A 26,461-nucleotide genomic window follows, 5' to 3' on the forward strand; every position below is an offset into this window, starting at 1 on the left:
CTATCAGTAGCGGCGGTGGTGGCCGCCGCCCGACCCGTGAGAAGGAGGACCACATGTCGCTCGATGTCCCCACCGCCCTGCTCGAACGCGCCGAGGCCGGCGAGGTGACCGACGCCGAATTCGTCGACTGCGTACGCCGTTCCCTGCCGTACGCCTGGGATGTCGTCAGCCGGGTCGCCGCCGGCCTGAGCGCCGGGGCAGAGAAGTTCGCCGACAACACCGTGCCCCCGCCGGGCGAGGCGGAGCGCGGGCAGTTGCTGCGCGCCCTCGCCAGCGACGCGATCCGCGGCGGGTTGGAACGGCACTTCGGGGTACGGCTGGCGTTCCAGAACTGCCACCGGGTGGCCGCGTTCCGCCCGAACGAGGTCGGCGGCGAGGCGTACCGGTCGTTCGTGTCCCCGGTCAGCCAGCTGCTCAACCAGTCACCGGAGCTGCGCAACTGCTGAACGCACGCGGGGGCGACCCCCGCGTACCCCCCACTTGTGTGGACTTCCACCGGAATTCCGTGAACCACGCGAAGACCGTTCACGTGGTTCCATGGCGGAGGCACGCCGGACCGCGCCGGCGGCCGGTACCGGTCGAGTGGGGAGTCCAGGTTGTCCTTGATGCGGCTTGTCCGGCGGCCCGCGCCCGAAGCGGGTACGGCCGGCGAGGGTCAGGAGAAACAGCGGGGCCGGGTGCGTACCGTCGCGGGCTGGGTGACCACGGTACTGGCGTTCCTGCTCGTGTGGTTCGCCCTCGTCGCGCCCGAGGAGATCAGCCGCCTGTCGTTCGGTGCGTTCGTCCGCATTCCGATCGAGGGGCTGGTGTTCGTCGCCCTGATCCTCGCGCTGCCGGATCGGGCGCGCCGGATCGTGGCGCCGATCGCCGGGGTGCTCCTCGGCCTGCTGGCCCTCGTGAAGATCCTCGACATGGTCTTCTTCGTCGCGCTCAACCGGCCGTTCAACCCGGTGATCGACCGCAGCTACCTCGGATCCGCGGTGAGCCTGCTGTCCGACGCGGTCGGCCGGCACGACGCGGTTCTCTTCCTCATCGGCGCGGTGGTGGTGTGCGCGGCCGTACTCGTGTTCACGCCGCTGTCCGTGACGCGCCTGTCCCGCCTGCTGACCCGGCGCCGGACCGGCTCGACGCGGGTGGTCGCGGTGCTGACCGTGGTCTGGGTTCTCTGCGCCGCGTTCGGCGCCCGGATCGTGTCCGGCGACCCGCTCGCCTCGACCAGCGCCGCGGGCGCCGCGTACGAGCAGGTCCGGCAGGTCCGCTCGGGCCTGGCCAGCCAGCGGGACTTCGCCCAGGCGGCCGCGGTCGACCCGTACCGGAACACGCCGAGCGGCGACCTGCTGACCGCGTTGCGCGGCAAGGACGTCATCGTCGCCTTCGTGGAAAGCTACGGGCAGGTCGCCGTCCAGGATTCGAGCTTCTCACCGCAGGTCGATGCCGTGCTCGACAGCGGGACCGCGAGCCTTGCCGCGGCGGGGTTCTCCTCGCGCAGCGCCTGGCTGACCTCACCGACGTTCGGGGGCATCAGCTGGCTGGCCCACTCCACGCTCCAGTCCGGGCTGTGGATCGACAACCAGCAGCGGTACAACGACCTCGTCAAGACCGACCGGTTCACGCTCAGCGACGCGTTCAAGCGTGCCGGCTGGCGGACGGTCGGCGACGTGCCCTCGAACGAGCAGGACTGGCCGGAGGGTACGTCGTTCTACCACTACGACACCATCTACGACTCCCGCAACGTCGGGTACAGGGGCCCGTCGTTCAGCTACGCCAACATGCCCGATCAGTACATCCTCTCGGCGTTTCAACGCCTGGAGCTGGCGAAGCCCGACCACGCCCCGGTGATGGCCGAAATCGACCTGGTGTCCAGCCACACCCCGTGGGCGCCGTTGCCGCACCTGGTGAACTGGGACCAGGTCGGCGACGGCTCGGTGTTCGACGGCATGCCGCAACAGGGCCCGTCGGCGGCTCTCGTGTGGCGTGACCCGAACCGGGTGCGGGCGCAGTACGGCGAGTCCGTCCAGTACTCGCTGAACAGCCTCATCGGGTTCGTGCAGAACTACCACGACGACAACCTCGTCCTGGTCATGCTGGGCGACCACCAGCCGGCGACGATCGTGTCCGGCCAGGGTGCCAGCCACCGGGTACCGATCTCCATCATCGCCCACGATCCGGCCGTGATGGGCGACATCTCCGGGTGGGGCTGGCAGGACGGGATGAAGCCCGGTGCCGGCGCACCGGACTGGCCGATGGACGCCTTCCGTGACCGCTTCCTCACGGCCTTCGGACCGTCGCCCTCACCGGCCACGTCGCCCGCACCCCGGCACTAGCGAGTCGCTCCGGCGCTGGCGCTCGCTCCGGCATTTAACGCGTCGCTCCGGCACCAGCGCGTCGCTCCCGGCGCCCACTGTCCATAGTGGATGCCGGGAGCGCTCGGTTACGCGATGCCGGCCGTCAGCTCCACGGCGAGGCGAGCAACCAGCTGGTGTCCGCCGCCCAGGAGGTGGCCGAGTCCCAGGTGTTGGAGCCGCCGTTGCTGGCGAGGTAGACGGTGAAGTTGAAGTGGCGGATGTACTTGTTGGTGTAGTTCAACGACTGGAACGAGTACCCCTGACCGCTGTTGCCGGTCGTCGGGCAGAACGTCGCGTCCTGGTTGAACAGCGAACTGCCGTCGCTGGCCTGCAGGTACAGCTGGAAGTTCTGGTGCCGCAGGTATCTGCCCGACGCGTTGGCCGACTCGAACGAGACGCAGGAACTGTCGGCCAGGCCGGCCCGGGCGATCCAGGTGGCGTCGCCCTTGTCGGTGGACGAGCTGCTGGAGGTCACCGCCGCGATGACCACGTTGCTGTCGTTGGCGTCGTGCATGAGGTAGTCCGAGGTGCAGCACGACGTGGTGGCGCGCAACGAGAGCCGGGTTCCCGGGGGGATGGTCGTGTTCCCACCGCCACCGCCGCCGCTGGACGTTGTGTACCCGGCCGCCACGATGTTGGCCTGTACCGAGTTCTCCGTGGCGTCGGACGGGTAGCCGGAGGTCATCACGCCTTCGTAGAACGTACCGGCGGAACTCTTGCTGTTGTCGCCGCCGATGCCGAGGATGATGGCACCCTCCTTGTGCATCGGGTTGTACCCGGACACGTTGGGGCGCACGCCGCTGTAGAACGTCGACAGGCCGCCCGACTGCGCGTTGCCGCCCCGGATGGCCCACTGGTTCTGGCGTCCCTTGACGATGGCCGTGAGGTACCGGTAGTTCACCGTGGGGTCGTTGGCGTTGTAGTGCTGGTTGACTCCGGAGAACAGCCCGTTCTCGAGGTCGGCCATGACCCAGGGGCCATTGCCCGCGCCGTAGCCCCAGACCTTGATGTTGCCGAAGTAGATGGCCTCCATGTGGCCGTTGCCGGTGTCGTTGTTGCTCGTCTCGGCGTTGCCGTAGTCGAAGCAGCAGCCGCCGTTGTAGTGCGTGCCGTCGAAGATGGCGTACATCCCCTCCGGGTTGTCTCCGGTCGCGATGCCCGAGGTGTGGTCGTTGCGGTACCCGGTGCCCGCCGCCACGAACACGCCGTACGCCTTGTGTCCGCCGACCATGGTCGGTGCCGCGGTCGCGTTCGCGAGGTTGTCCGGGCCGCCGGCTGCCCCGCCGCCGGGTGCCTGGGTGAGGTTGTTGCCCCGGCCGGACTGGTCGTAGATGACGGTGATGAGACACGTCGTACCCGAGCAGAACGAGTCCTGTGTCGCGGCGTTGGCGTACCCGCCGGCACTCAGCACGCCGATGTTCTGGGTGGCGTTGTCCGAGGAGCGCCTGACCTGATAGAGCGCGCCGTTGTAGGAGGCGTACAGCGCCCGGGTGGTGCTGTGCGCGGCCACGCAGGGCGTGCCGCCCGCGGCGTAGATGTCACAGGGCCCCTGCGTGGCGGCCTGCGCCTGGGTCGTCGCGGTGAAGGTCACGCCGATCAGCGCGAGCGCGATGGCCGCACCCGCGGCGAGCGTGGTCCGGCGGATGCGCCGGATGGGGGATCTGAGCATGTGGGATCAACTCCTACGGTCATGTGCTCGACTGGGTCGCGCTCGGCCGGAACGAAGGCCGGTCGATGTCCGGACAGCAGCGACCGTCCCGGAGCCGTGAGGCGGGACATTCGGAAGTCCAGTGCCGATGCCCGGTCGCTCTAAATGGACATCTACCTATGTGAGCGCTAACAGCGAGGGCCAGTCTGTAGCGTCAGAATCTGGCGAATGGAGGTGTGGTCGAGCCCGGATCGACTGCCATCACTATGGCACCGGGCCGAGGTCGCGTCAAGGTTGCCGGCTGCGGCCCGGTCGGGCCTCGGATCTGTTAACGCTCACACCGCACGACTCGGTTCGCGGGCGAACGGCGACCGCTCGCAGCGCCGGGCGGTACCCGTGCGGCGACCGCTCGCGGCGACGATGGGCTAACGTTCGAGCGTGATCACCGACGCGCTGACCCGTAACGTCGTCGGGGCCTGGGGCGAGGCCGGAGCCCGGTGGCTCGCCGAACTGCCGGCCATCCTGGCGCAGTTGGCCCGCGACTGGAAGCTGACGCCCGGCACGCCGTACGAACTCTCGTACCACTACGTCGCCGAGGCCGTCTGCGCGGACGGGACGCCGGCCGTGTTGAAGCTCGGCGTACCGACCGGCTCGTCGCTGGCCGAGGAGGCTCCCGCGCTGGCCGCGTTCGGCGGTCGGGGATCGGTCCGCCTGCTGCGGGCCGACCTGGAACGCGGCGCGCTGTTGCTGGAACGCGTCTCGCCCGGCTCGCGCCTGCGCGATCTGGTACCGGCCCGGGACACCGAGGCCACCTCGGCGGCGACCGGCGTGATGCGGCGCCTGCACGTGCCGGTGCCCGAGGCGCCGGCGCCCGGTCGTCCGACGCTCGAGGCGCTGCCGCTCGGTCGCCCGATTCCCGAGGCGCTGGCGCAGGTCCGGGCGTTCGACGAGTACGCCCGGGTGCGCGGGCAGGCCGGGCGGCTGCCGCTCGACCTGGTGGTGCGTGCCGGCGGGCTGATGCGCGAACTGTGCGCGTCGGCGTCCGAACGTGTCGTCCTGCACGGGGACCTGCACCACGACAACATCCTGCGGGCGGACCGGGAACCGTGGCTGGCCATCGATCCGCACGGCCTCGTCGGCGATCCCGGGTACGAGGTCGGTGCGCTGCTGTACAACCCCGATCCGGGCGACCGCGACGAGGCGTTGACCGCGCTGGTGCCGTCGCGGGTCGAGCAACTCGCGGACGAGCTGGCGATGCCGGTCGACCGCGTGGTGGCCTGGGGGTTCGTCAAAGCGGTGCTGTCGGATGTGTGGTCGGTGGAGGACTGGTCGCCGGCGTCGGGGGAGTTCCGGCCCAGCCGTGCCCTGGACGTCGCCCGCCTGCTGCTGCCGCGGCTGCCCTAGCCGTAGCCGGGTGGAGCGGATCAGCCGGTTCCCGGAGGCGGCGTGTTCTCGCTCCGCGCCAGCCGGTAGCGGGTCGCGCGGGAACTGTTCGCGACGACCGCGATGGACGACGCGTTGTGCAGGATGGCGGCCATCACCGGGGAGAGCACACCGCCCGCGCTGACGACCAGCCCGAGCGCGTTGACCGCGATGGACATGCCGTAGTTCTGCTGGATGACGTCGACCGTGTGCCGGGAGAGGTCGCGCAGTTCCAGCAGCCGGCGCAGGTCGTCACCGGCCAGCGCGACGTCCGCCGTCTCGACCGCGACGTCGGTGCCGGTGATGCCCATCGCGATGCCGATGTCGGCCAGCGCGAGCGCGGGGGCGTCGTTGGTACCGTCGCCCAGCATCGCCACCGTGTAGCCCTCGGCCTTCAGAGCGCGGACGACCGCCTCCTTGTCCTCGGGCATCACCTGGGCGCGCCACTCGACCAATCCCAGTTCCCGGGCGACGGCCGCGGCGGTGTCCGGATGGTCGCCGGTCAGCATCACGATGCGCTCGACCCCGCCGGCACGCAGCGCGTCGATGACCTCCCGGGCCTCGGGGCGGACCGTGTCACAGAGGCTGACGAGGCCGACCAGGTGCCCGTCGACGGCCAGCAGCAGCGGTGTCTCGGCGGCCCGCTGCAGCCGGGCGACCCACTCCCGGGCCTCGGTGCTCACCTCGATGTTCTCGGCTTCGAGCAGGTCGAGGTTGCCCAGCAGCAGGGTGCGCCCGTCGGCCTGGGTACGCATGCCCAACCCGAGCAGTACCTCACACTGCTCGTGCGGCGGGATCTGGATGTGACGCTCGTTCGTCGAGCGGATCACCGCCTGCGCCAGCGGGTGCCGGGAATGGATCTCGGAGCTCGCGACGTACGCCAGTACCCGCTCCGGCTCCCACGACGTGTCGAAGCTGACCAGGTTGGTGATCACCGGGCGGCCCAGGGTGAGCGTGCCGGTCTTGTCGACGACGACCGCGTCGACCCGGCCCGCGGCCTCCAGGTGCGAGCCGCCCTTGATGAGAATGCCACGGCGTGCCCCGTTGCCGATGGCCGCGCTGATCGCGGTCGGGGTGGCCAGCCCGACCGCGCACGGGCAGGCGACCAGCAGCATCGTCATCGCCCGCCGCACGTCCCGGGTGACGACCAGGGTGGCCGCGGCCAACGCGAAGGAGAACGGGACGAACCGGCGGGAGAAGTTGTCGCCGACGGTCTGGATCGGCGCGCGGTCGGACTGTGCCCGCTCGACCCGGGCGACGATCCGGCCGATCGCGGTGTCCGGCCCGACCGCCGTGGCCCGCACCACCACCCTGCCGCGCAGCAGCACACTGCCGGCGTGGACGTACTGGTCCAAGGCGACGGCCACGGGCAGCGTCTCGCCGGTGATGGCCGACTGGTCGAGGACGCCGTCGCCGTCCACCAGGATCCCGTCGACCGGTACCGCGACGTGTTCGTGGACCACGATCTCATCGCCGGTACGCAGCCGGTCGATGTCGACCAGCCGTTCGTGGCCGCAGTCGTCGCGTACCCACGCCTGCGACTGGGTGCCGGTGAGCAGGTCCCGGATCGCGTGACGGGTCCGGCGCAGGGTGAGGTCCTGCAGGTACTCGCCGATGTTGAGCAGCCACAGCACGGTCAGCGCGACGACGTTCTCCCGCAGCACCAGGCTGGCCACCGTCGCGGCGGAGACCAGCACGTCGGTACCCGGCGAGCGCCGGCCGGCCAGGGTACGCAGCGCGCCGCGCAGGAACGGGTACCCGGTGAAGATGGTGACGGCGGTGGCGAAGGTGCGGCTTCCCGGCCCCAGCAGGGGCGGGCGGCGCAGCAGGTACCGGCGCCCGCCGAGCAGCAGGAGCGCGGCACCGCCGACCGCCATGCGCAGCAGGTCGGCACCGTCGACCTCGGCCGACCGGGGCGGTCGCAGCGCCCGGGCGTTCGCGTGGACCGCCGCCCCGGCGTCGATCGCCGCGAGCACCTCGGCCCGGTCACAGCGCTGCGGATGGAACCACACCACCACCGATCCGGTGCGCGGGAACGCGTGCACCGCCCGTACCCCGTCGACCCGGTCCACCGCGTCCTCGACGGCTACCGCGCGAGCGGCCGATCCGCGCAGCCACGGTACCCGGAAACGCACCCGCCCGGCGGCGTCCGAGCAGACCTGGGGTGTCGGCCCTGGCATCGCCGGTCAGTGTTCGTGATCGTGGTCGTGCCGGTCCGTCCCGGCGCCCGGTGGCGGCGACTGCTCGCCGATGCGCTCCCGGGCCTCGCTCACCACGTCGGCCATGGCCAGCCGGGCGCTCTCCGCCCCGGCCTCCATCGACCGCTTGCCGCGCAGGGTCCAGGAGGCGGCGACCACGGCACCGTTGCGTACCGCGCCGGCGCGCAGCAGCCGCCGGAAACCGCCGACCACGCTCACGCCCAGCACCCCCGCCGCCAGTGTCTGCGCCGCCCGCCGCACTACCGGACCGACAGTCATCGACTTCCCCTCGCCCTGTTGCCCGCTCTCCTGGCGACCCTATATGGGAATGAACTTCATTCTCGATTGGGGTCGCCGGGGCTGCCGGCCGGTGGTCCGCGCGGTACCCACGGGTGTGCCGCGGCCCACCGGCGAACGTATCACCGGTAATGGTGGCCGATACCCGTTTTAGTCGAGTTTGCTGGAGGCTGCCCCGAGCTGTTCGCGCACACGCGGCGCGACCTCCGTGCCGAAGAGGCGAAGGTTCTCCATGAGGGTGTCGTGTGGCATCGGGCCCATGCCGTACTTCAGGTCGAAGCGGGTGGCGTCCAGCGTGGTCATGGTCCGGGCGATCCGGGCCGCGACGGTCTCCGGCGAGCCGACGTACAGCGAGCCGTACTCGACCTCGTGCTCGAAGTACTCGCGGGTGATCGTGGGGAAGCCGCGCTGCCTGCGCGCCTCCAGCATGAACGTCTCGTAGGTCGGCCAGTACTCCCGCTTCGCCCGCTCGTCCGTCGCCGCGACGTGGCCGGGGGAGTGCACGCCGATCGGCAGCGGATCGAAGCCCGCCTGCCGGGTGGCTTCCCGGTAGAGCCGGGACAGCCGGGTGAAGCGCGCCGGGTTGCCGCCGATGATCGCGAGCATCAGCGAGAAGCCGTACCGCGCGGCGCGCACGACCGAGGCCGGGTTGCCGCCGACGCCGACCCAGGTCGGCAGCGCACCGCCCGCGGTACGCGGGAAGACCTGAAGCCCCGGTACGGCGGCCCGGGTGGTTCCCGACCAGGTGACCGGTTTCTCCGTCCGCAGTTGGGCGAACAGGTTGAGCTTCTCCTCGAACAGGCGGTCGTAGTCGGCGAGGTCGAACCCGTACAGCGGGAACGACTCGATGCTCGACCCCCGGCCGAGGATCACCTCGGCGCGACCGGAGGACAGGGCGTCCAGCGTGGCGTACCGCTGGAACACCCGCACCGGGTCGTCCGAACTCAGGACAGTGACCGCCGAGCCGAGATGGATGCGTGAGGTCCGGGCGGCGATGGCGGCCAGCACCAGGTCGGGCGCGGACAGCGGCATCTCCTCGGTGTGGTGCTCGCCCAACCCGAAGAAGTCGAGCCCCGACCGCTCGGCGAGCACTCCCTCGGCGACCAGTTCGCGGATGTTCTCCGGCTGGCCGAGCGGCGTGCCGTCGCGGTCGGTGGTGAGATCCCCGAAGCTGTCGACGCCGATGACGATCGGGTGTCGTCCCTGAGTACCGGACATCATCGCACTCTCCCGATGTAATTGACGTGTCAATATTGACGCGTCAATCATATGGTGGGTATGATTGACGCGTCAATGAGATGAGGTATGGATCATGAGGGACGACCGGTCGGTCAGCGCGGCGGAGCGCCGGCGGATGACCTCGGACGAACTCACCATCTGGCGGTCACTGATCGACACGACCGCCGAGCTGCGCAGGCTGTTGGGGGCGCAGCTGCTCCAGGAGACGAGCCTGTCCCCGGCCGACTACCACGTCCTGCTCGCGCTGAGCGAGGCGCGGGACCGGCGGCTGCGGTCCTCGGAGCTGGCGGCCACCATCGACTGGGAGCGCAGCCGGCTGTCCCACCACCTGGCCCGGATGGAGCGGCGCGGCCTGATCCGGCGCGACGACTGCGCCACCGACAACCGCGGCGCCGAGGTGCTGCTCACCGAGGAGGGCGCGACCCTGTTCCGGGCGGCGACCGCGCCGCACATGCGGGCCGTCAAGAAGCACTTCGCCGACGCGTTGACCCCCGAGCAGTTCGTGGCGCTCGCCGACATCCTCCAGGTGCTGCGCGACCACCTGCACCCGGAGCTGACCGAGAAGCCCGCTGGAGGCCAACCTTCATGACCACCCCCGATTCGCTGCCACGGATCGCCGTGCTCGGCGCCGGACACACCGGCCCGGTGATCGCCCGGGTGGCGCTGGAGGCCGGGTACCCGGTGTCGATCGCAGCGTCCGGCGACCCGGACCGCATCGCGCTCATCACCCAGGTGCTGGCGCCGGGTGCCGAGGCGCGCTGGGCCGCCGACGCCGTCCGGGACGCCGACATCGTGGTTCTGGCCATCCCGCTGCACCGGTTCCCGGCGTTCGATCCCGACCTGGTCGCCGGGAAACTGGTCGTCGACACGATGAACTACTGGCCGCCCACCGACGGCGTGCAGGAGCTGTTCGAGGCAACCTCCCTCGGCAGCAGCGAGGTCGTGGCGCGCCGGCTGGCCCGGTCCACCGTCGTCAAGACGCTGAACCACATCGGCTACCACGAACTCGACGAGGGTCGCCGGCCCGCCGGCTCAGCCGACCGCCGCGCTCTCGGCGTCGCCGGCGACGACCCGGCGGCCGTGCAGACCGTGGCCGGCGTCATCGAGCGCATCGGGTACGACGTGGTCCGGCTGGACTCACTCGCCGCCGGTCGCCTCTTCGAACCCGGCGGCGCCGTGTTCGGGGCGTCCCTGACCCGCGGCGAGTTCCAGCAGGCGCTCGGCGCCGCGGCGGCGTAAACCCTTCCACCATCGACAGAGAAAGAACCGACGTGACTACCGCACCATCAGGCGTCCCCGCCACCGGCCCGGCGAGCTTCCCGCTCGTGCTCGGCCTCGACACCTTCGGGGACGTGACGCACGACAAGGACGACCGTCCGCTGTCCCACGCCCAGACCATCCGCGACATCGTCGAGCAGGGGGTCCTGGCCGACCAGGTCGGCCTGGACTTCTTCGGCATCGGGGAGCACCACACCGACGACTTCCCGCTCTCGGCCGCCGACGTGGTGCTCGGCGCGATCGCCGCGCGGACCTCCCGCATCCGCCTCGGCTCGGCTGTCACCGTACTGAGCTCCGACGATCCGGTGCGGGTGTTCCAGCGGTACTCCACGCTCAACGCCATCTCCGGCGGCCGCGCCGAGGTCATCCTGGGACGCGGTTCCAGCATCGACTCGTTCCCGCTGTTCGGTTACGACCTCGCCGACTACGAGGAACTGTTCGAGGAGAAGGTCGGCCTGTTCGCCGGACTGCTCAAGGGCGGCCCGGTCACCTGGCACGGCAACACCCGCGCGTCGCTCGTCGACCAGGACGTCGTCCCGCACACCGAGTCCGGTCCCTTCCCGGCGTGGATCGGTGTCGGCGGCAGCCCGCAGTCGGTCATCCGCGCCGCGAACTACGGATACTCGCTGATGCTCGCGATCATCGGCGGCTCCCCGGCCCGGTTCGCCCCGTTCTCGCAGCTCTTCCAGCGGGCCCTGAAGCAGTTCGGGAAGGCTCCGCTGCCGGTGGGCGTGCACTCGCCCGGGCACGTCGCGGCCACCGACGAGCAGGCGCGGGAGGAGTTCTGGCCGCGGTACCAGGAGGTCATCCGCAGGGTCAGCCGGACCCGCGGGTTCGCCGTTCCGACCAAGGAGTCCTTCGAGTACGAGATCGGACCCCGCGGGGCGCTCTACGTCGGTTCGCCGGAAACGGTCGCCCGGAAGATCGCGGCGAACCTCACCGCGCTGGGCGCGACGCGCTTCGACCTCAAATACGCCATGGGCGGCCTGTCGCACGAGGCGCTGATGTCCAACATCGAGCTGTACGGCACCGTTGTCGCCCCCCGCGTGCGCGAACTTCTGGCTTAGATCCTGTCCCGGCACGGGGGGCCTGTCCGGGCCCGGCCGCGGTCTGAGATGGTACGGGGTGTGTTGAACCTGACGCCTTACCGGCGGGTGCTGGCCGTGCCCGGGCTGCGCGGCCTGCTCCTGGTGTCGGTCCTGGCCAGGGTGCCGATGGCGGCCACCGCGGTGGCGCTGACCCTGCACGTGGTGACCGACCTCGGCCGCGGCTACGCCCAGGCCGGTCTGGTGGGCACCGCGATGACCGTGGGTACCGCGCTCGGGTCGCCGGTGCTCGGCCGGGTGGTCGACCGGCGGGGGCTGCGGCCGGTGCTGGCCGTCACCACGGTCACCACGGCGCTGTTCTGGACGGTCGCGCCCATCCTGCCGTACCCGCTGCTGCTCGTCACCGCGTTCGCCGGCGGCCTGCTGATCCTCCCGGTCTACTCGGTGGTACGGCAGTCGATCGCCGCACTGGTGCCGGAGGACCAGCGCCGGCAGGCGTACGCCATGGACTCGATGTCGGTCGAGCTGGCGTTCATGTGCGGCCCGGCGCTGGCCGTGCTCATTTCCACCAGCGTCTCCCCGCGCGTCACCCTGCTCGGGATCGGTGCCGGCATGGCGCTGGCCGGGGTGGCCCTGATCGTCCTCGACCCGCCGACCCGGGTGCCGACCGATCCGCGGACGCCGGGCGTGCGGGTACCCCGCCGGAGCTGGCTCACGCTGCGGCTGATCGCGATACTGCTCGGCGCGTCGGCGGCCACCCTCGTGCTGTCCGGCGCCGATGTCTCGGTCGTCGCGGTGCTCCGCGCCCACGGCGAGGTCGGCTGGTCCGCGGCGGTGCTCGGGTTGTGGAGCGTGTACTCGCTGGCCGGGGGGTTCGCGTACGGCGGCCTGTCCCGCCCGCTGCCCCCGCTGGCGCTGACCGTCGTGCTCGGCCTGCTCACCGCTCCGGTCGGGTTGGGCGGTGGGCGGTGGTGGCTGCTCGCCCTGGCCCTGCTGCCGGCCGGGGCGCTGTGCGCGCCGACCCTCGCGGCGACGGCGGACGCGGTGAGCCGGCTGGTGCCGGGAAGCGTCCGGGGCGAGGCGATGGGACTGCACGGCTCCGCGCTGACGGTGGGTCTGTCGCTCGGCTCGCCGCTGGCCGGTACGGTCATCGACGCGACCGTGCCGGCCGGCGGCTTCGCCGCGGCGGGCCTGCTCGGCGCGCTGGCGGCGGCGCTGGTCCTGCCGCTTGAGCTGCGCCGGCGCCGGCGTGACCGGGCCGCTTCGGACCCGGTCGTCCTCGCGGAGGCGAACGCCGGCGGATAACGGCACCCACGCTGGGCGAATGCTCGGTGAAATGCGCGGGAACAGTACCCGATCCGTTGGTGCGGGATTGCCCCGTGGGCGGCCGTTCGGTCATAGTCGGTAGCGGGGTCGCATATTCATTCACTCACACGCCGAAGGGGTGATGACAGCGACTTCGGCAGCGATGAGCCTCGCGTCCGGCGAGCCTCCGATCAACTTCGCGGCCCACCAGATCCGAGCCGGGAACGTGGCCGGAGCGCGCGACGACTTCGAGCAGATGCTCGCCATGCTGATTGCCGCCATTCACCCGGGCGCCCGCGCGATCGCCGCGAATCCGGGTGACTGGGGCATCGATGTCCTGCTCGGCGAGCTGTCCGGCCTCATCGTCGTCTGGCAGTCGAAGTACTTCTGGCCGGTGGTCACCCGGTCGAGCCGGGCCCAGATCCGCGAATCGTTCGACTCGGCGCTGGCCGCCGCGCAACGCAACGGCTACCGGGTCGACCAGTGGATCCTGTGCGTGCCGTCGAGCATGGACCCCCCGACGGCCCAGTGGTGGGACACCTGGCGGGCGCGCCGTCAGCGGGAGACCGGAGTCGCCATCGAGCTGTGGCACGAGACGGTCTTGCGCAACCTGCTCATCAAGCCGGACAGCGCCGACGTGCGCAGGCACTTCTACGACCCGTACACCCCGGCGCCGGGGCCCCGCGTGGCGCTGCACGCGCTGGATCCCGACACGGCCACCGAACTTGAGCGGGCGCTGTTCGTGCGGCAACTGCGCGCCGCCGGGCACGTCGAGCTGGCCGGCGCCAAGTACGAGTTCTTCAACGCCGAGCTGCTGGCCCGGGAGATCCTGGACAAGGCCCTGCCGCGGGAGATCGAAGCCCTTCGGGAGGCGGACGGCGTGGTGCACGGCATCTGGGAGGCCCACTTCAACGAGGCGTACCAGCGACGGGAGGCGAACCCACGACTGCACGGGCTGCACGCCCAGGTGATGCGGGACATCCGGGAGTCCGCGGCGTTCCCGGTCGCACTCGCCGCCGGCCCGGTGCACCGCTGCGGCCTGATGCACCGGGTGGTCCAGGACCGCCGGGCGGGCTGGGTGCCGCACTGGCGGGCCATCGCGGTCGAGGAGCAGCCGTGAACCCCGACGACAGTCCGCTTCTCCGGCAGGCCCGGCTCCTGCTGCTGCTGTCGGTGACCGCGGAGACCGCCCCGGACGGCGTCGACGCCGAGCGGTTGGGGATCTGCGACTTCCTCGCCGTCCATCCGCTGCTGCTGGCCCGGCTGGACGGCGATCCCGACCGGTTGAGCCTCCGGCTCGCCGGCTTCGACGACCGCGCGGTCGGCTACGCCAGCCCTGCGCAGCGCTTTGTCACGGCCCAGCTCCGGCTCGCCGGAGACCTGGCCGAACTGGTCGGCAGGGGACTGGTCAGCGTCCACCCGGCCGGCCGGATCCGGTACCGGCTCACTCCGCGAGGCGAAGACATGGCCGACACATTTACGGCGATGTATTCTCAGTCGTACCTCGCGGCCGCCCGTGTCGTGATCCGCCGGACCCGGCGGCTGAGCGGTAGGAAACTGCGGGCGGGGCTGCGACAATGGCTCATGGTGGACGCGGACGCGCCGTTGCATCCGGCGTTCCCTCTCGTCGACGAACACGTCCCCGATCCGTTGACCGACAGACATCCGGTGGTGCCCCACCCCCCGAAGGACCTGACATGATCGGTGATCCAGGAGTGTCGCAACGAGGCTCCCGCGTCCACGGCATCAGGTTGCGTCGGTTGCGCCTGCACGCCGAGGGGCGGACCTACGACGTGGACTTCCGCGGCCGGGACGATTCCCCGCGTCCGCTCTCGGTGATCGCCGGTGCGTTCAGCACCGGTAAGACCACCATCCTGGAATTCGTCGACTACTGCCTGGGCGCGTCCGACCATCCCCGGCATCCGGAGATCATGCCGAAGGTCCGCGCCGCGACCCTGGAGGTCGAGCTGTCCGGTTCGCCGTACCTGATCGAGCGGACCGTCGGCGAGCCGTCGACCTTCGCGTACGTCCGCGCCGGCCGGCTCGACGAGCCCGGTGCCGCACCGGCGCAACGCCGCCCGGTGCGCCCGGCCGGCCAGGCCGGCAGCCTGTCGAGCCTGCTGCTGTCGCACTGCAAGCTGGAGGGAGTGCGGCTGCGCGACACGCTCGCTCACGACCAGGCGGACAGCGACCCGCTCAGCTTCCGCGACCTGATGTGGCTGTGTTTCCTGCCCAACGAGCGGCTCGACGACAAGAACCTGCTGTTCGAGAACGTACCGATGAAGCACCTGAAGCTCCGGCAGGTCGTCGACGTGGTCTTCGACGTGCACGACGACCGGTCGGTGGAGCTGGGCCGGCGCATCCGCGCGGTCGAGACGGAATTCACCGGCGAGCGGCACGCCTACCAGGTGGCCGAACAGGTCGTCGACGAGCAGCAGCTGGGCACCAGGGAGGAACTGGAGGCCGCGCACCGCAACGCGAAGAGCGAGCTGGCGGAGTGCGCGATGGCCGTGGCCGCTCTCGACGCCGCGGCGCGGGCGGAGACCACGTTCGCGGTACAGCTGCGGGAACGCCACCACGCGGCCGCGACCGAGGCGCGCCACGCGGCTGGGTTGCTGCGTGACCGGGAGACGCAGGCACAGCGGATGACCGCGCTGCGGTCGACGTACGCCGAGGACGTCAGCAAGTTGACCATGCTCGCCGAAGCCGACCGCCTGTTCGAGCCGTTGCGCCCCGGTCTCTGCCCGTCGTGCCTGACACCGCTGGCCGGCACCGAGCGCCGCTGCGGCGCCTGCCACAGCGACCTCGACTCGCCGTCCACCGAGCCGGGCGCCACCGGCGCGCTCGATGTCGGCGCCGAACTCCGGTCGGCCCGGGCGAGGCTCAAGGAGTTGACCGAGCACCTGGCGGAGCTGGAGCGGGAGATACCGCGGCTGCGGGTCGCGGTGGAGCGGGCGCAGGACGCCGAGGCCCGGGCCGCCGCCGAGGTGGACGCGGCGACCGCGCACGCGATCACGCCGTACCTGGCGCAGCGCGACACGCTCGCGCGACGGCGGGAGGAGGCTGCCGCCGCCCTGCAACGCGCGGTCGACGGCCTGCGGCTGACGCACAGCCTGGATCGGCGCGCGGCCGAGATCAAGCGCCAGCGGGCACTGCTCGCCTCGCTGCGCGAGGAGTTGACCGACGCCGATGGTCAGCCGCGCGCCGACCGGTCGGCGGTGATCCGGCAGATCAGCGGCCGGTACCGGCAGATGCTGCAGGAGTGGCACTATCCGAAGATCGCGGACGCGTACGTCGCGGAAGACCTCACGCCGTACATGCGGGGCAAGCCATACGCGGCGGGCTCGTCCGGCGGGCGGACGCTGATCGCCCTCGCCTGGCAGCTGGCGACGTTCGAGATCGCGTGGGAGACCCGGTCGTCGCATCCCGGGTTCCTCATGCTGGACAGCCCGCAGAAGAATCTCGGCAACAGCGGCGAGAGTTCCGCCGAGTCCGCGGACGGCGCCACCATCGAGCGGTTCTACCGTCACCTCGACGCGTGGCTGGCGGGCAAGGGCACCGGCGCTCAGATCGTGGTCGCCGACAACGCGCCGCCCCCGGCCGCTGCCTCGGCCGTCATCGTGCGCTTCTCCCGCCGCCCGGATCAGCCGCCGTACGGGCTGATCGACGACGAGACCACCTGACGGGCCGCCGCGGGCCCCGCGACGCTAGGCGCCGGCCCTGGCGGTGTCGGTGACGCTGGCGCGCGCCTCCATCAACGGCAGCGGGTTGATGTAGTCGCGGTACGACTGGATCTGCCCGTCGTGGACCCGGAAGACGGCGATGACCGTCTGACGGAACGGCGCGCCCGTCGCGACAACGGTCCCGTCCGCGTCGTACTCCACGATGACCACCTCCGGATCGGTGGTCTCGTGCATCACCACGTTGCGGTATTCGTCGAACGTGATGAACGCCTTGGCCGCCTTGGTCAGGTGCTCGCGGATCGCCGTGCGGCCCTGCAACCGCGCGGGCACGCCCGCCGGCCGGTACGGCCACTCGATGTACCCCTCGGGTGCCATCAACCCCACGATCGTCTCGAGATCCTGGTCGAGGCTCGCCCGTAGCACCTGCTCGACGACTTCGCGTGACGTGGCGGTCATCGCCCGACCCTTCATGGAAGGCATGAATGCGCGTTGTTCCACGAAGGGTACTGCGTCGGCACGACGCTGCCACCGGGCTCAGCCCGTGGCGGTCAACCCGGGGCGGTCAGTCCCGTGGCGCGTTCATCCGGCTCGGGACCAGATGCCCGCGGTCGTCGCCCTGCACCGCGTGCAACGACATCGGCTTGGTGTGCGCCCAGAGCCGGTCGACGTGGATCGCGTCCCAGCCGTCCGGCAGGGTGATCTGCCGATCGAACCACGCGGCGGGTTCACCCTCGCGCAGCTGCAGGCCGGTGAGGCCGTACAGGCAGCTGGTGAGGAACCCGCCGAGGTTGGCGGTGAACGGGCCGGCGTGCGGGTGGTCGGGGAACACCGTGGGGCTGTACTCCAGCGTGATGGTGTACGGGTCGACGACGAACTGCCCGTACCCCTTCTCGAACAGCTCCAGCGCGCGGGCGCGGTCCCCGAGCCGGGCCGCGTACACCCCGAGCATCGCGGAGAGCATGGGCTGCCCCGCGTACTGGTCGGCGAAGTTCAGGTAGTACTCGAACGTCCGCCGTTCGGTGTTCGTCCCCGCTTCGTAGCAGAGCGGGAACAGCCCGGCCGGCGCCTCGGGGGTGGCCCCCTGTTCCTCCGACGGGTCGTAGTCGTCGTGGTTCTGGATGACCCGGGTCCGCGGATCGGAGGGGATGACGAGTTGGTCCGCCATCTCCTCCCACTGCGGCGGGACCGGCAGGTTCAGCAAGTGCGCCATGGCGATCGTCTCGCGCAGCGCCACGGCGGCGCTCATGTTGACGAACGCGCTGTTGTTCACCAGGTGGCCGGTCTCCGCGATGCCGATCACCTGCTGGATCTCGAAGCCCCGCGTGCTCCATCGCGAGCGGCTCTCGATCCACTCGGCGACCGCCGTCATGACCGGCCATGCCTCGCGGGTGGCGAAGTCGAGGTCGCCGGTCGCGTGGACGTAGCGGGCGAACGCGATGGCGACGTCGGTGCTGACGTGGTGTTCGGTCGCCGCCCCGAAGGTGCCCGTCGGGGTCGCCTCGCTGCCGTCGCGCAGGCTGCTCTCCCAGGGGTACTTCGCGCCACGGTAACCGGCCACCCGGGAACTCTCGATGGCGGCGGGCAGGCGTTCCTTGCGGAAGCGCAGCAGGCCCGCCGCCGCTTCCGGCTGGGTGAGCAGCAGCGGCGGGAGGGCGAACGTCTCCAGGTCCCACATCTGGTGGCCGCGGTAGTAGTGGTAGTTCGGCCAGTACGCCAGTCCGAACACGGACGAGGAACTGGGCGAGGAGCCGTTCACCGAACTGTGCAGGTAGTAGAACGCCGCGTCGGCGAATGCCTGCCAGCGCGCCGGCGCGCCCTCCAGCACCACCCGGCCCTGCCACAGCCAGTCCCAGGCCGCGTGGTTGTCCGCCCGCAGCGAGTCGAATCCCCGCAGGTACGCGGCCTCCAGCAGCCGCTGCGCCTCCAGGTGGCTCTGCGAGTGCATCGGCTTGGGCACGGCGCTGACGTACCGGCGCACCCGGTAGGGCACCCCGGCCCTGGCCTCGAACGTGTAGTGAGTGACGATCTGGTCCGGCCCGCTCGGGTCGAACTGCCGGTCGAACTGGTCCACGCCGCACAGCTGCGTCCGCACCGCGATGCCGAGGTTGGACAGCTTCCCGAAGCTCTCCCAGTAGTACGGCCCGTCCGGCCAGCTCATGTCGGTGTCCAGCGCGCCGGGATCGTTGTGCGCCCAGCCTCCCGGTACGTCACGGGCGTTCACTCCGGAGGTCATCGTCACCTCGCAGTCGTGGTCGACGGTGACTTTCACCTCCTGGAGGGTGATGGTCGGCTGGGTGCGGCTGCACAGGTTGATGACGTCGAGATCGGCGCGAACGCCGTCACCCTCGAAACCCAGCCGGGTGTGCAGCTCCCCGCAGGAAAAGTCGTACCGCTGCTCTTTCAGCACGGCGCGGCCGGGATCGGACAGGCGGGCACGGCCCACCCTCAGGTTTCCGGCCAGCGGGTACGGCGCCCGGGCGAACGCCTCCACGCGGCTCTCCGGGTCCAACCCCTCGAAGCCGCTGACCATCATCACTCCGGACAGCAGCGGGATGTGCCCGATGCGCAGGCCGATCAGGCCGTTGGACAGGTACGCGGGCAGGTACTCCGGGCGCCACTCGGTGACCGGGTCGGGACTGATCGGGCTACTCAAAGCGGGCTCTCCTTCCGCCGGGGCAGTGCTACCCCGGCGGAGACTGGTCAAACGGAGCCCAACCCCGCCGCTGGCGGGGTTCGGCGCCGCAGGACGGAGCCGGCGCCCGCGGAAACGGTCAGTGCACGCAGAACTCGTTGCCCTCAGGGTCGCGCAGCACGTGCGTCGTGGGACCGCGGTCGCTGTGCGTCTCGACCAGCCGGGCGCCGAGCCCGACCAGCCGCTCGACCTCGGCCGCCTTCCGCTCCGGCTCGACGTGGATGTCGAGGTGTACCCGGTTCTTCGCGACCTTTCCCTCGGTTACGAGCTGGAAGAACAGCCGGGGTTCGGCACCCGCCGGGTCGCGGCACGCGGCCACCTCGCGGAACGCGGAACGCCCGTCGACCACGATCCGGTCCTCCTCGGGCATGCGCCCGTCGGCGACCAGTTGGTCGACGAGTGCGGAGTTGTCCTCGACGGTGGATCCGAAGACCTGAGCCCAGAACGCGGCCTGGGCGTGCGGGTCGGCGCAGTCGAACGTCACCTGAGTTCGCATGGACGCCATCCTGTCACCGGGCCGGCGCGGCGTGGGGGCGGCCGTGTGGGGACAGGCGCGTGGGGGACGGCCGCGCGGGGGCAGCCGTGTGGGGACAGGCGCGTGGGGACAGGAGCCGCCCGGCGCGGTGACCGGGGGTGCGTCCGTCTGCGCGTGGATCGGGGTACCCACGCGGTATGCCAGACCGACTACGGTTGAGCCCGTTTGTGCGCATTGACGAATCGACATCTAACTCTTGACAGTCTCCTTGTGAGCGTTAACATCTCAGCAAGTCACTTCCGGTTCATCGAGGGGATACGGCAGTGAAACGGCGGTCAGCGGCGGTGGACGTAGGCGAGCGCTCGCGGGTCGAATCTGACTCGGCGAGTCCGCCGCCCGGGCAGGCGCCGGACGCTGGGCCGGGGCAACTGGCCGGCCGTCGTGTGAACGCTAACAGTTTGCGAACAGTTGTGTTGAGAACGAGGCACGAACGGTGCCAGGCCACCCGGGTCCGCCCGGTGGCCCGCGGGCATCGGCGCCGTCGGATACACATCGCTGGCGCCGTCAGGCCCTAGTCGCGCAGTCAGATCCGCGAGAAACAGGTGTACGACCGGCTCGCGCGGAGCCGGGAGGTCCCGGCCCCGCGCCCGCCACCACCCCCGTCACACCCGACACGGAAGGGCACAGCAATGCGGACGAGAATTGTCGCCGTTGCGGCGGCGGTCACCCTACTCGCGCTCAGCTCCGGGTGCTCGAAGGACGCCGGCGGCTCCTCGGGATCGGCGCCCCCGCCGAGCACCGCGCCCCTGGAGGGCACGGTCGCGTTCAACCAGGACAACCTGACCAAGCTCGACGCCGCGCTCAAGTCGGCGATGGCCGGCAAGGACCTGTCCGGCGTGAACGTGGCCATGGTGGTCAACGTGGCGGCCGACTACTGGAAAGCCGGCCAGGTCGGCTTCCTCAAGGGCTGTGCCGACCTTGGCATCGCGAAGAACAAGTGCACCTACTTCGCGCCGCCCAATGGCAAGCTGACCGAGCAGACCTCGGAGCTGGAGACCCTGGAGTCGCAGGGGGTCACCGGGTACTCCATTTCGGCGATCGACCCGAAGTCGGCGGCCGGCACCATCCACAACGACGTGAGCAAGGGTGTGTTCGTGCTCGCGGTCGACTCGCCGCTGCCGGACACCGACGCGGCCGGGCTCTACCTCGGTACCCCCAACTACCAGGCCGGCCTGCAGGCGGGCCAGGCGATGAAGCAGGTGCTGGGCGGCAAGGGCAAGGTGGCCATCCTGGTCGGCTCGCTGACCGCGGCCAACGCCACGCAGCGGATCCAGGGTTTCGAGGACGGGCTGAAGGGTTCGACCATCACGGTGGCGCAGAAGGTCAACGACAACCTCCAGGCGAGCACCGCCACCTCGGACGCGGAGACCATCCTGGCCAACAACCCGGACATCACCGGCCTGTACGGCGTGTACTCCTACGACGGGCCGGCGCTGGCGCAGGCGGTCCAGTCCTCGGGCAAGGCCGGCAAGGTGAAAATCATCTGTGATGACTCCGACGCGCAGACCATCGATTTCATCAACTCCGGCGTCATTTCCGGCACGGTCGTGCAGATGCCGTACGAGCAGGGCCACACCGGGGCGTACATCATGGCCGCGATGAAGGTGCTCGGCAAGGACGCCACGATGGCCATCGTGAAGCCTTACCTGGAATCCGACGGCTCCACGCTCAGCTCCGGTGTCGGACTGGTCACGAAGTCCGACCTCGACCAGTACCAGGACCTCGAAAAGCAGCTCGGGATTAGCTGAGAGTTCGACGATGACGCTGCCAGGCGGCGCCCCCGGCCGCGCGGTCACCGCGCGGCTGCGGGGGGTGCACAAGTCTTACGGTCCGGTCCGCGTCCTCGACCTTCCCGCCCTTAACCTGCACGCCGGTCAGGTGATCGGCGTGGTGGGCGAGAACGGGGCCGGCAAGTCGACGCTGATGGGCACGCTGGCCGGGTCGGTGCACCGGGACGGCGGCGACATCGAGATCGACGGCGTACCGTTGCCCGCCGGCTCCACCGAGGCGGCGAAGCAACTGGGCGTGGCGATGGTGTCCCAGGAGTTCCCGCTCGTCGGGCAGCTGTCGGTGGCGGAGAATCTGTTGCTGGGGCGGCGTCCACGCGAGTCCCGGCGACGGATTCTGGTGGACCGGCCGGCGCAGCGGGCCGAGGCCGAGGCGATGCTGGCCGAGATCGGGTTGTCGCCGGAGGCGATCCCGGTGCACCGCAAGGTTCGTACGCTGCCGGTACCGACCCGGCAGATGATCGAGATCGCCAAGGCGTGGGGCCGCACGCCCCGGCTGTTGATCCTGGACGAGCCGACGTCCTCGCTGGGCCCGGTCGAGGCCGAGATGGTGCTCGGCCTGGCCCGGCAGCTGGCCGGACGCGGCGGTACCGTGCTGTTCATCGGCCACCGCCTCGACGAGGTGCGCGCGGTCAGCCACCGCGTCATCGTGCTGCGCAACGGGCGGCTGGTCGCCGACCTGAAACCCTCCGAGGCGACCGAGGACCGGCTCATCCGGGAGATGGTCGGCGGCGAGATCGGGCACACCGAGGGCAAGAGCCGCCCGCCGGAGGGCGAGGTGCTGCTGCGGGTGAGCGGGCTGCGGGCGGCCGGGTTGGGCCCGGTCGACCTGGAGGTACACGCCGGGGAGATCGTCGGTGTCGCCGGCCTGATGGGATCGGGGCGCAGTCGGCTCATCCACACCGTCGCGGGTGCCCAGCCCGCCATCGGTGGGGAAATGCGGCTGCGCGGCGAAAGATACTCGCCGCGAGACCCCGGAGACGGCGCGCGGGCCGGGATCGCGCTGATCCCGGAGGACCGCAAGGAACAGTCGTTGGTCACGTTCGCGCCGATCCGCGCGAACGTCACGGTGTCGATCCTCAAGCGGATCAGCACCGCCGGGCTGCTGCACCCGCGGCGACAGCGGGACGAGGCGCAACGGATCGCCGCGAGCGTCAACGTCCGGATGCGTTCGGTGGAGCAGCCGATCGGGTCGCTGTCCGGCGGCAACCAGCAGCGCGCGGTGTTCGGCCGGGCCTTCGCGACCCGACCGCGGTTGCTGTTGCTGGACGAGCCGACCCGGGGCGTCGACGTCGGCGCGAAGGCGGAGATCTACGACCTGATCGACCGGGCCGCGGGCGAGGGCATGGCGGTACTGGTGGCCTCGTCGGAGCTGGAGGAGCTGCTGTCGATCTGCCACCGGATCGCGGTGATGAACCACGGCAGGGTCGTCGCCGTCCTCGACCACGCCGGCGCGACCAAGGAGCGCATCATGACGGCCGCGGCCGGGACCGGCCCCGTCATCGACGAGCCCACCGAACCGAACGGAGCGGGTGCATGAGCAGCACTCAGGAAACGTTGGCACCCAAGGGAACCGAGCCCGCGCCCCGGCGTACCGGTGTGTCCACTGTGGGCGGTCTGCTGCGCCGGCTCGCCGAGTCGCCGGAGGCCGGCGTCATCATCGCCTGCGTGGTCGTCTTCGCCGTCATCGCGGGCAACGCGCCCACCTACGCAAGCGTCGGCAACCTCCAGGTGATGGGCCGGGACCTGGCCCAGGTCGGCATCCTGGCGATCGGTGAGTCGCTGGTCATCCTCACCGGCGGCATCGACCTGTCGGTGGGTGCGCTGGCCGGCCTGGCCGGCATCCTCGCCGCCTGGTTCAACGTGAACCAGGGGTTGCCCGCCCCGGTCGCGATCCTCGTCACGATCGTCATCTGCGCCGCCGTCGGCTTCTGGCACGGCGCGCTGGTCACCCGGCTCAACGTGCCGCCGTTCGTCATCACGCTGGTGACCTACACCGTCGCGCAGGGACTGTCCCTGGCCATCACCGGGGGTACCCCGATCAACGGCATCTCGTCGCTGTTCGGCAACCTGAGCGCGTACTACGTCCAACGCATTCCGGTACCGGCGCTGTTCTTCGTCGGCGTGGTGCTGGTCGCCTGGTTCGTGATGGAGCGCACCTACGTCGGCAGGCAGATCTACGCGGTCGGCGGCAACCGGGAGGCCGCGCGGCTGGCCGGCATCCCGATCCGCAGCCGGATCATCTCCACCTACGTCGCCAGCTCGATCCTGGCCTCGATCGTCGGCGTTCTGGTCATCGGCCGGATGAACGTCGCCGACCCGTCCGTGGGAGCGGGCTGGGAGCTGATCGCGATCGCCGCCGCGGTGGTCGGTGGGGTGTCGCTGTTCGGCGGCGAGGGCCGGATCACCGGTATCGCGGCCGGCGCGATCCTGCTGGAGTTCATCGCCAACGGGCTGCTGGCGCTGCACGTGAGCCCGTACTACCAGCAGGTGGTGCAGGGCGGCGTGCTGGGCGTGGCGATCCTGCTCGACCGCTTGCGCGCCAACTATTTCGGCCGCGGGCGCCGCTGACCGTACCCGGGGATCGCTCCGTGCCTGGGGGAGCGATCCCCGTCCCGGCCGGCGCCTGGGCGGGGCCGCAACGGGTCAGAGCGTGGTCAGGAAGTCGGACAGCAGCGCCGAGACCCGCTCCGGCGCTTCGACCGGCGGGAGGTGACCGGTGGGCAGATCGACCCGGCGGGCGCCGGGGATGCCGTCGGCCAGCAGGGTCGAGACGTCCCGGATCTCGGGGATGTCGGCCGACCCGGCCAGTACCAGTGCCGGCACGCGTACCTCGGCGAGGCGGACGTCGGCCGGCGGATCGAGTTCGCGCGGCGAGTTCGGCGGCCCCGCCCACTCGCGTGCGAACACCTTCTCGCACATGGCCAGCGCGCTCTCCCACACCCGCGGGGCGAGGTCGCCGCGGTCCCGGTCCGGCCCGACCAGCATGAGATCCAGCTGCGCCTGCGCCATGGCGGTGATGTCCGCCGGGTCGATCCGCTCGGCGGTGTGCTCGCCGTACCGTCGCAACCGGTCGGCCGGTACCGCGCGGTAGATCCGCTCCCGCGCCCGGGTGAGCATCGCCGGCGGCCACCGGTGTCCGGACAGCCCGGAGCAGATGAGCGCCAGGCCGGATACCCGGTCGGGTGCGGTCAGTGCCACGTCGACCGCGTGTGCGCCGCCCATCGAGCATCCGATCAGGGCAGCCCGATCCACGTCGAGCGCGTCCAGCAGTCCGAGCAGATCCTCGTGGTGGGCGAATTCGCCGGCGGCGTCGCCGGATTCGCCGTACCCGCGCCAGTCGTAGCGGATGGTCCGGTGGTTGGCGGCCAGCGCGGCGAACTGGTGCTCCCACATCCGCCGGTCGGCGAGTGCCGCATGGACCAGGACCACGGGCGGTCCGCTGCCCGCCTCGTCGTACGCGAGCCGCACACCGCCCACTTCCACCATCGCCATCCGCGCACAATACCGGACCGACCAGAACCGGTGACCGGAATCGGACCCCGTGCGGGGCAGCCTGTGCGCTGAGGGGCCCGGTACGATCCCCGGCGGACATCGATGCGGAACATTGTCCGGGAGGGTCTACTGTGGACAGTCGAGCGAGTCGCCGCGAGGAGCCGGCGGTGGACGGCGGCGTGCCGGAGCGCTCGATGTCCAGCGATGCCGCGCTGCGCCGCGCCCGCGACGAGGTCGGCCGCCTGGGCCTCACGGCGGACGTCGAGTGGCTCGGCTCGGCGCGGGTACCGGTGCCGGTGGTGCAGCTGCGCCGCGACGGGTGCCTCGTCGCGTCCGGCTCGGGCAAGGGCACCGCCGAGCGGAGTCTGGCCAGCGCCTGGTACGAGGCGTTGGAGAGCTTCTACATGTCCTGGCGCGGCAGCCGGCGGCTGGCACCGGGCGCCACCGAGCTGATGACCGCCGCAGCGGTGGCCGGCCAGCCGGCGTTGACCGGAGACCTCGTGGTACGCCGGTGGGCGGCCGACTTCCCGGGCGCGGTGGCCGCGTGCGCGCCCATGGACGGCCCGCGGGGACCGGTGTGGTACCCGGTGTTTCTCAGCGACCCCGGCTACCACGACCGGCCGCTGCCCGGCGACTCCGTCGCACCGTACCGAAGCCTGCTGCGGTACTCGTCGAGCATCGGCACGGCGGCCGGTGCCACACCCGGCGAGGCGACTCTGCACGCGATCGGCGAACTGATCGAACACGACGCGCTGTCGCACGCGATGCTCCGCTGGTTCGTGGCCGGCGACACGGCGCCGCGGCTCGTCGACCCGACCGGCCTGCCGCCACACCTGCGCCGGCTGCACGACGCGGCGGCGGTCGCCGCGGGAGCCGGCGTCCACCTCATCGACCTGACCACCGACCTGGGCGTCCCGGTCTATCTCGCGATCGCTCACCGGGACGAATCCGGGCCGCCGGTGTTCGGCACCGGCGCCTCGCTGCACGGCACGCACGCCGCCGAGCGGGCGCTGCGGGAACTCATGCAGATGACGGCGGCCGATCCCGCCGCGGCACTGGCGGCGCTGGCATCGCTCGCGCCCTGGCCGCTGCTCGCGGAGTGCGCCCGGCTGCCGGTGCGGTCCCTGCTGACCAGCGCCGACCGGGTGAGCCTGCGCGACGGCGCGCCGCCGGACGGCCGCGACCCGAACGGTGCGCCCACGCCCGTCGCGGACGACGGGCGCGTCGAGGCCCGCCCGGACGGTGGCGAACCGGCGGCGGGGGACCGGATCGCCTCGGCGACGGGTCGCCTGAGCCGCCTGCTGGCGGCCCACGGCATCGACGTGTACCTCAGCGAACTGACCCCGCCGGAGTCGACGATCGGTGTCGTCACGGCGGTCGCACCGGGGCTGGAGCGCTTCAGCCTCGTGTATCTGGGCCTGCCGATCGTCCCCACGGGACGCGGCTGGGACCTGTGGACCGGGGCGATGGCGCGCCGCCGGAGCCTCTGAC

At 71.1% G+C, this 26,461-nt stretch carries 22 protein-coding genes; 14 read left to right on the forward strand and 8 right to left on the reverse strand.

Features of this window, described 5'->3' with window-relative positions; genetic code table 11:
- The first annotated feature begins 53 nt into the window (after positions 1 to 53).
- Both Raf01_RS19065 and Raf01_RS19070 read left to right on the forward strand, forming a co-directional pair.
- The gene (locus Raf01_RS19065) at positions 54 to 446 is read left to right on the forward strand and encodes an SCO5389 family protein (protein WP_203919277.1); all 393 of its coding nucleotides are present in this window, start codon (positions 54 to 56) and stop codon (positions 444 to 446) included.
- A gap of 159 nt (positions 447 to 605) precedes the next feature.
- Positions 606 to 2,324, forward strand: coding sequence for an alkaline phosphatase family protein (locus Raf01_RS19070; protein WP_239133733.1), 1,719 nt, complete (start codon positions 606 to 608; stop codon positions 2,322 to 2,324).
- A gap of 124 nt (positions 2,325 to 2,448) precedes the next feature.
- Here Raf01_RS19070 and Raf01_RS19075 read toward each other — a convergent pair whose 3' ends face one another.
- Positions 2,449 to 4,014 (reverse strand): alpha-L-arabinofuranosidase B, encoded by a 1,566-nt coding sequence (locus Raf01_RS19075; protein ID WP_203919278.1) that lies wholly within the window; start codon positions 4,012 to 4,014, stop codon positions 2,449 to 2,451.
- Between the two features lie 417 nt (positions 4,015 to 4,431).
- Here Raf01_RS19075 and Raf01_RS19080 point away from each other — a divergent pair, with 417 nt between their 5' ends.
- Entirely contained in the window at positions 4,432 to 5,397 is a 966-nt protein-coding gene (locus Raf01_RS19080; RefSeq protein ID WP_203919279.1) for an aminoglycoside phosphotransferase family protein, read from the forward strand.
- Between the two features lie 20 nt (positions 5,398 to 5,417).
- Here Raf01_RS19080 and Raf01_RS19085 read toward each other — a convergent pair whose 3' ends face one another.
- The 3 genes from Raf01_RS19085 to Raf01_RS19095 form a co-directional block, all read right to left on the reverse strand.
- A complete protein-coding gene (locus tag Raf01_RS19085) occupies positions 5,418 to 7,595 on the reverse strand; it encodes a heavy metal translocating P-type ATPase (RefSeq protein ID WP_203919280.1) in 2,178 nt (725 codons plus the stop codon).
- Between the two features lie 6 nt (positions 7,596 to 7,601).
- Positions 7,602 to 7,892: a DUF1490 family protein gene (locus tag Raf01_RS19090; RefSeq protein ID WP_203919281.1), complete on the reverse strand. Its 291-nt coding sequence runs from the start codon at positions 7,890 to 7,892 to the stop codon at positions 7,602 to 7,604.
- Positions 7,893 to 8,060: 168 nt separating this feature from the next.
- Entirely contained in the window at positions 8,061 to 9,128 is a 1,068-nt protein-coding gene (locus Raf01_RS19095) for an Atu2307/SP_0267 family LLM class monooxygenase (RefSeq protein WP_203919282.1), read from the reverse strand.
- A gap of 94 nt (positions 9,129 to 9,222) precedes the next feature.
- Between Raf01_RS19095 and Raf01_RS19100 the strand changes: the two genes are divergently transcribed.
- The 7 genes from Raf01_RS19100 to Raf01_RS19130 all read left to right on the forward strand — a co-directional run bounded on the left by Raf01_RS19100 (position 9,223) and on the right by Raf01_RS19130 (position 16,461).
- Positions 9,223 to 9,738, forward strand: coding sequence for a MarR family winged helix-turn-helix transcriptional regulator (locus tag Raf01_RS19100; RefSeq protein WP_203919283.1), 516 nt, complete (start codon positions 9,223 to 9,225; stop codon positions 9,736 to 9,738).
- Positions 9,735 to 10,388: an NADPH-dependent F420 reductase gene (locus tag Raf01_RS19105; protein WP_239133734.1), complete on the forward strand. Its 654-nt coding sequence runs from the start codon at positions 9,735 to 9,737 to the stop codon at positions 10,386 to 10,388. Before Raf01_RS19100 ends, Raf01_RS19105 begins: the two co-directional genes overlap by 4 nt.
- A 32-nt stretch (positions 10,389 to 10,420) precedes the next feature.
- Complete coding sequence (locus Raf01_RS19110) at positions 10,421 to 11,494, forward strand: LLM class flavin-dependent oxidoreductase (protein ID WP_203919284.1); 1,074 nt, start codon at positions 10,421 to 10,423, stop codon at positions 11,492 to 11,494.
- Positions 11,495 to 11,542: 48 nt separating this feature from the next.
- Positions 11,543 to 12,778: an MFS transporter gene (locus tag Raf01_RS19115; protein ID WP_203919285.1), complete on the forward strand. Its 1,236-nt coding sequence runs from the start codon at positions 11,543 to 11,545 to the stop codon at positions 12,776 to 12,778.
- 142 nt (positions 12,779 to 12,920) lie between these two features.
- Positions 12,921 to 13,898: a hypothetical protein gene (locus tag Raf01_RS19120; protein WP_203919286.1), complete on the forward strand. Its 978-nt coding sequence runs from the start codon at positions 12,921 to 12,923 to the stop codon at positions 13,896 to 13,898.
- Positions 13,895 to 14,479 (forward strand): hypothetical protein, encoded by a 585-nt coding sequence (locus Raf01_RS19125; RefSeq protein ID WP_203919287.1) that lies wholly within the window; start codon positions 13,895 to 13,897, stop codon positions 14,477 to 14,479. Before Raf01_RS19120 ends, Raf01_RS19125 begins: the two co-directional genes overlap by 4 nt.
- On the forward strand, positions 14,476 to 16,461 hold the full coding sequence (locus Raf01_RS19130) for a DNA recombination protein RecN (protein ID WP_203919288.1): 1,986 nt from the start codon (positions 14,476 to 14,478) through the stop codon (positions 16,459 to 16,461). Before Raf01_RS19125 ends, Raf01_RS19130 begins: the two co-directional genes overlap by 4 nt.
- 24 nt (positions 16,462 to 16,485) lie before the next feature.
- Here the strand turns inward: Raf01_RS19130 and Raf01_RS19135 are convergent, their stop codons facing one another.
- The 3 genes from Raf01_RS19135 to Raf01_RS19145 form a co-directional block, all read right to left on the reverse strand.
- Entirely contained in the window at positions 16,486 to 16,917 is a 432-nt protein-coding gene (locus tag Raf01_RS19135; protein ID WP_203919289.1) for a nuclear transport factor 2 family protein, read from the reverse strand.
- A 106-nt stretch (positions 16,918 to 17,023) separates the two neighbouring features.
- Entirely contained in the window at positions 17,024 to 19,114 is a 2,091-nt protein-coding gene (locus Raf01_RS19140) for a glycoside hydrolase family 65 protein (protein WP_203919290.1), read from the reverse strand.
- A 118-nt stretch (positions 19,115 to 19,232) separates the two neighbouring features.
- A complete protein-coding gene (locus tag Raf01_RS19145; protein WP_203919291.1) occupies positions 19,233 to 19,649 on the reverse strand; it encodes a VOC family protein in 417 nt (138 codons plus the stop codon).
- Between the two features lie 668 nt (positions 19,650 to 20,317).
- Between Raf01_RS19145 and Raf01_RS19150 the strand changes: the two genes are divergently transcribed.
- From Raf01_RS19150 to Raf01_RS19160, 3 genes are read left to right on the forward strand one after another with little or no spacing between them, the layout of a single operon-like run.
- A complete protein-coding gene (locus Raf01_RS19150; RefSeq protein WP_203919292.1) occupies positions 20,318 to 21,436 on the forward strand; it encodes a substrate-binding domain-containing protein in 1,119 nt (372 codons plus the stop codon).
- A gap of 10 nt (positions 21,437 to 21,446) precedes the next feature.
- Positions 21,447 to 23,015 (forward strand): sugar ABC transporter ATP-binding protein, encoded by a 1,569-nt coding sequence (locus Raf01_RS19155; RefSeq protein ID WP_203919293.1) that lies wholly within the window; start codon positions 21,447 to 21,449, stop codon positions 23,013 to 23,015.
- Positions 23,012 to 24,046, forward strand: coding sequence for an ABC transporter permease (locus Raf01_RS19160; RefSeq protein WP_203919294.1), 1,035 nt, complete (start codon positions 23,012 to 23,014; stop codon positions 24,044 to 24,046). Before Raf01_RS19155 ends, Raf01_RS19160 begins: the two co-directional genes overlap by 4 nt.
- 75 nt (positions 24,047 to 24,121) lie before the next feature.
- On the opposite strand, the gene Raf01_RS19165 is transcribed toward Raf01_RS19160, so the two are convergent.
- Complete coding sequence (locus tag Raf01_RS19165) at positions 24,122 to 24,970, reverse strand: alpha/beta fold hydrolase (protein ID WP_203919295.1); 849 nt, start codon at positions 24,968 to 24,970, stop codon at positions 24,122 to 24,124.
- 167 nt (positions 24,971 to 25,137) lie between these two features.
- On the opposite strand from Raf01_RS19165, the gene Raf01_RS19170 reads away from it, so the two are divergent.
- Positions 25,138 to 26,460, forward strand: a complete 1,323-nt coding sequence (locus Raf01_RS19170; protein WP_203919296.1) for a YcaO-like family protein — start codon at positions 25,138 to 25,140, stop codon at positions 26,458 to 26,460.
- Position 26,461 lies beyond the last annotated feature (1 nt).

The sequence above is a fragment of the Rugosimonospora africana genome (assembly GCF_016862975.1).
Lineage (GTDB): Bacteria > Actinomycetota > Actinomycetes > Mycobacteriales > Micromonosporaceae > Rugosimonospora > Rugosimonospora africana.

Coding starts and splice junctions, on each gene's coding strand:
- Raf01_RS19145 (WP_203919291.1), bottom strand. CDS start 19,649: ATGCGAACTCAGGTGACGTTCGACTGCGCCGACCCGCACGCCCAGGCC.
- Raf01_RS19130 (WP_203919288.1), top strand. CDS start 14,476: ATGATCGGTGATCCAGGAGTGTCGCAACGAGGCTCCCGCGTCCACGGC.
- Raf01_RS19075 (WP_203919278.1), bottom strand. CDS start 4,014: ATGCTCAGATCCCCCATCCGGCGCATCCGCCGGACCACGCTCGCCGCG.
- Raf01_RS19165 (WP_203919295.1), bottom strand. CDS start 24,970: ATGGCGATGGTGGAAGTGGGCGGTGTGCGGCTCGCGTACGACGAGGCG.
- Raf01_RS19090 (WP_203919281.1), bottom strand. CDS start 7,892: ATGACTGTCGGTCCGGTAGTGCGGCGGGCGGCGCAGACACTGGCGGCG.
- Raf01_RS19135 (WP_203919289.1), bottom strand. CDS start 16,917: ATGACCGCCACGTCACGCGAAGTCGTCGAGCAGGTGCTACGGGCGAGC.
- Raf01_RS19155 (WP_203919293.1), top strand. CDS start 21,447: ATGACGCTGCCAGGCGGCGCCCCCGGCCGCGCGGTCACCGCGCGGCTG.
- Raf01_RS19105 (WP_239133734.1), top strand. CDS start 9,735: ATGACCACCCCCGATTCGCTGCCACGGATCGCCGTGCTCGGCGCCGGA.
- Raf01_RS19100 (WP_203919283.1), top strand. CDS start 9,223: ATGAGGGACGACCGGTCGGTCAGCGCGGCGGAGCGCCGGCGGATGACC.
- Raf01_RS19065 (WP_203919277.1), top strand. CDS start 54: ATGTCGCTCGATGTCCCCACCGCCCTGCTCGAACGCGCCGAGGCCGGC.
- Raf01_RS19085 (WP_203919280.1), bottom strand. CDS start 7,595: ATGCCAGGGCCGACACCCCAGGTCTGCTCGGACGCCGCCGGGCGGGTG.
- Raf01_RS19070 (WP_239133733.1), top strand. CDS start 606: ATGCGGCTTGTCCGGCGGCCCGCGCCCGAAGCGGGTACGGCCGGCGAG.
- Raf01_RS19095 (WP_203919282.1), bottom strand. CDS start 9,128: ATGTCCGGTACTCAGGGACGACACCCGATCGTCATCGGCGTCGACAGC.
- Raf01_RS19120 (WP_203919286.1), top strand. CDS start 12,921: ATGACAGCGACTTCGGCAGCGATGAGCCTCGCGTCCGGCGAGCCTCCG.
- Raf01_RS19160 (WP_203919294.1), top strand. CDS start 23,012: ATGAGCAGCACTCAGGAAACGTTGGCACCCAAGGGAACCGAGCCCGCG.
- Raf01_RS19115 (WP_203919285.1), top strand. CDS start 11,543: ATGGTACGGGGTGTGTTGAACCTGACGCCTTACCGGCGGGTGCTGGCC.
- Raf01_RS19150 (WP_203919292.1), top strand. CDS start 20,318: ATGCGGACGAGAATTGTCGCCGTTGCGGCGGCGGTCACCCTACTCGCG.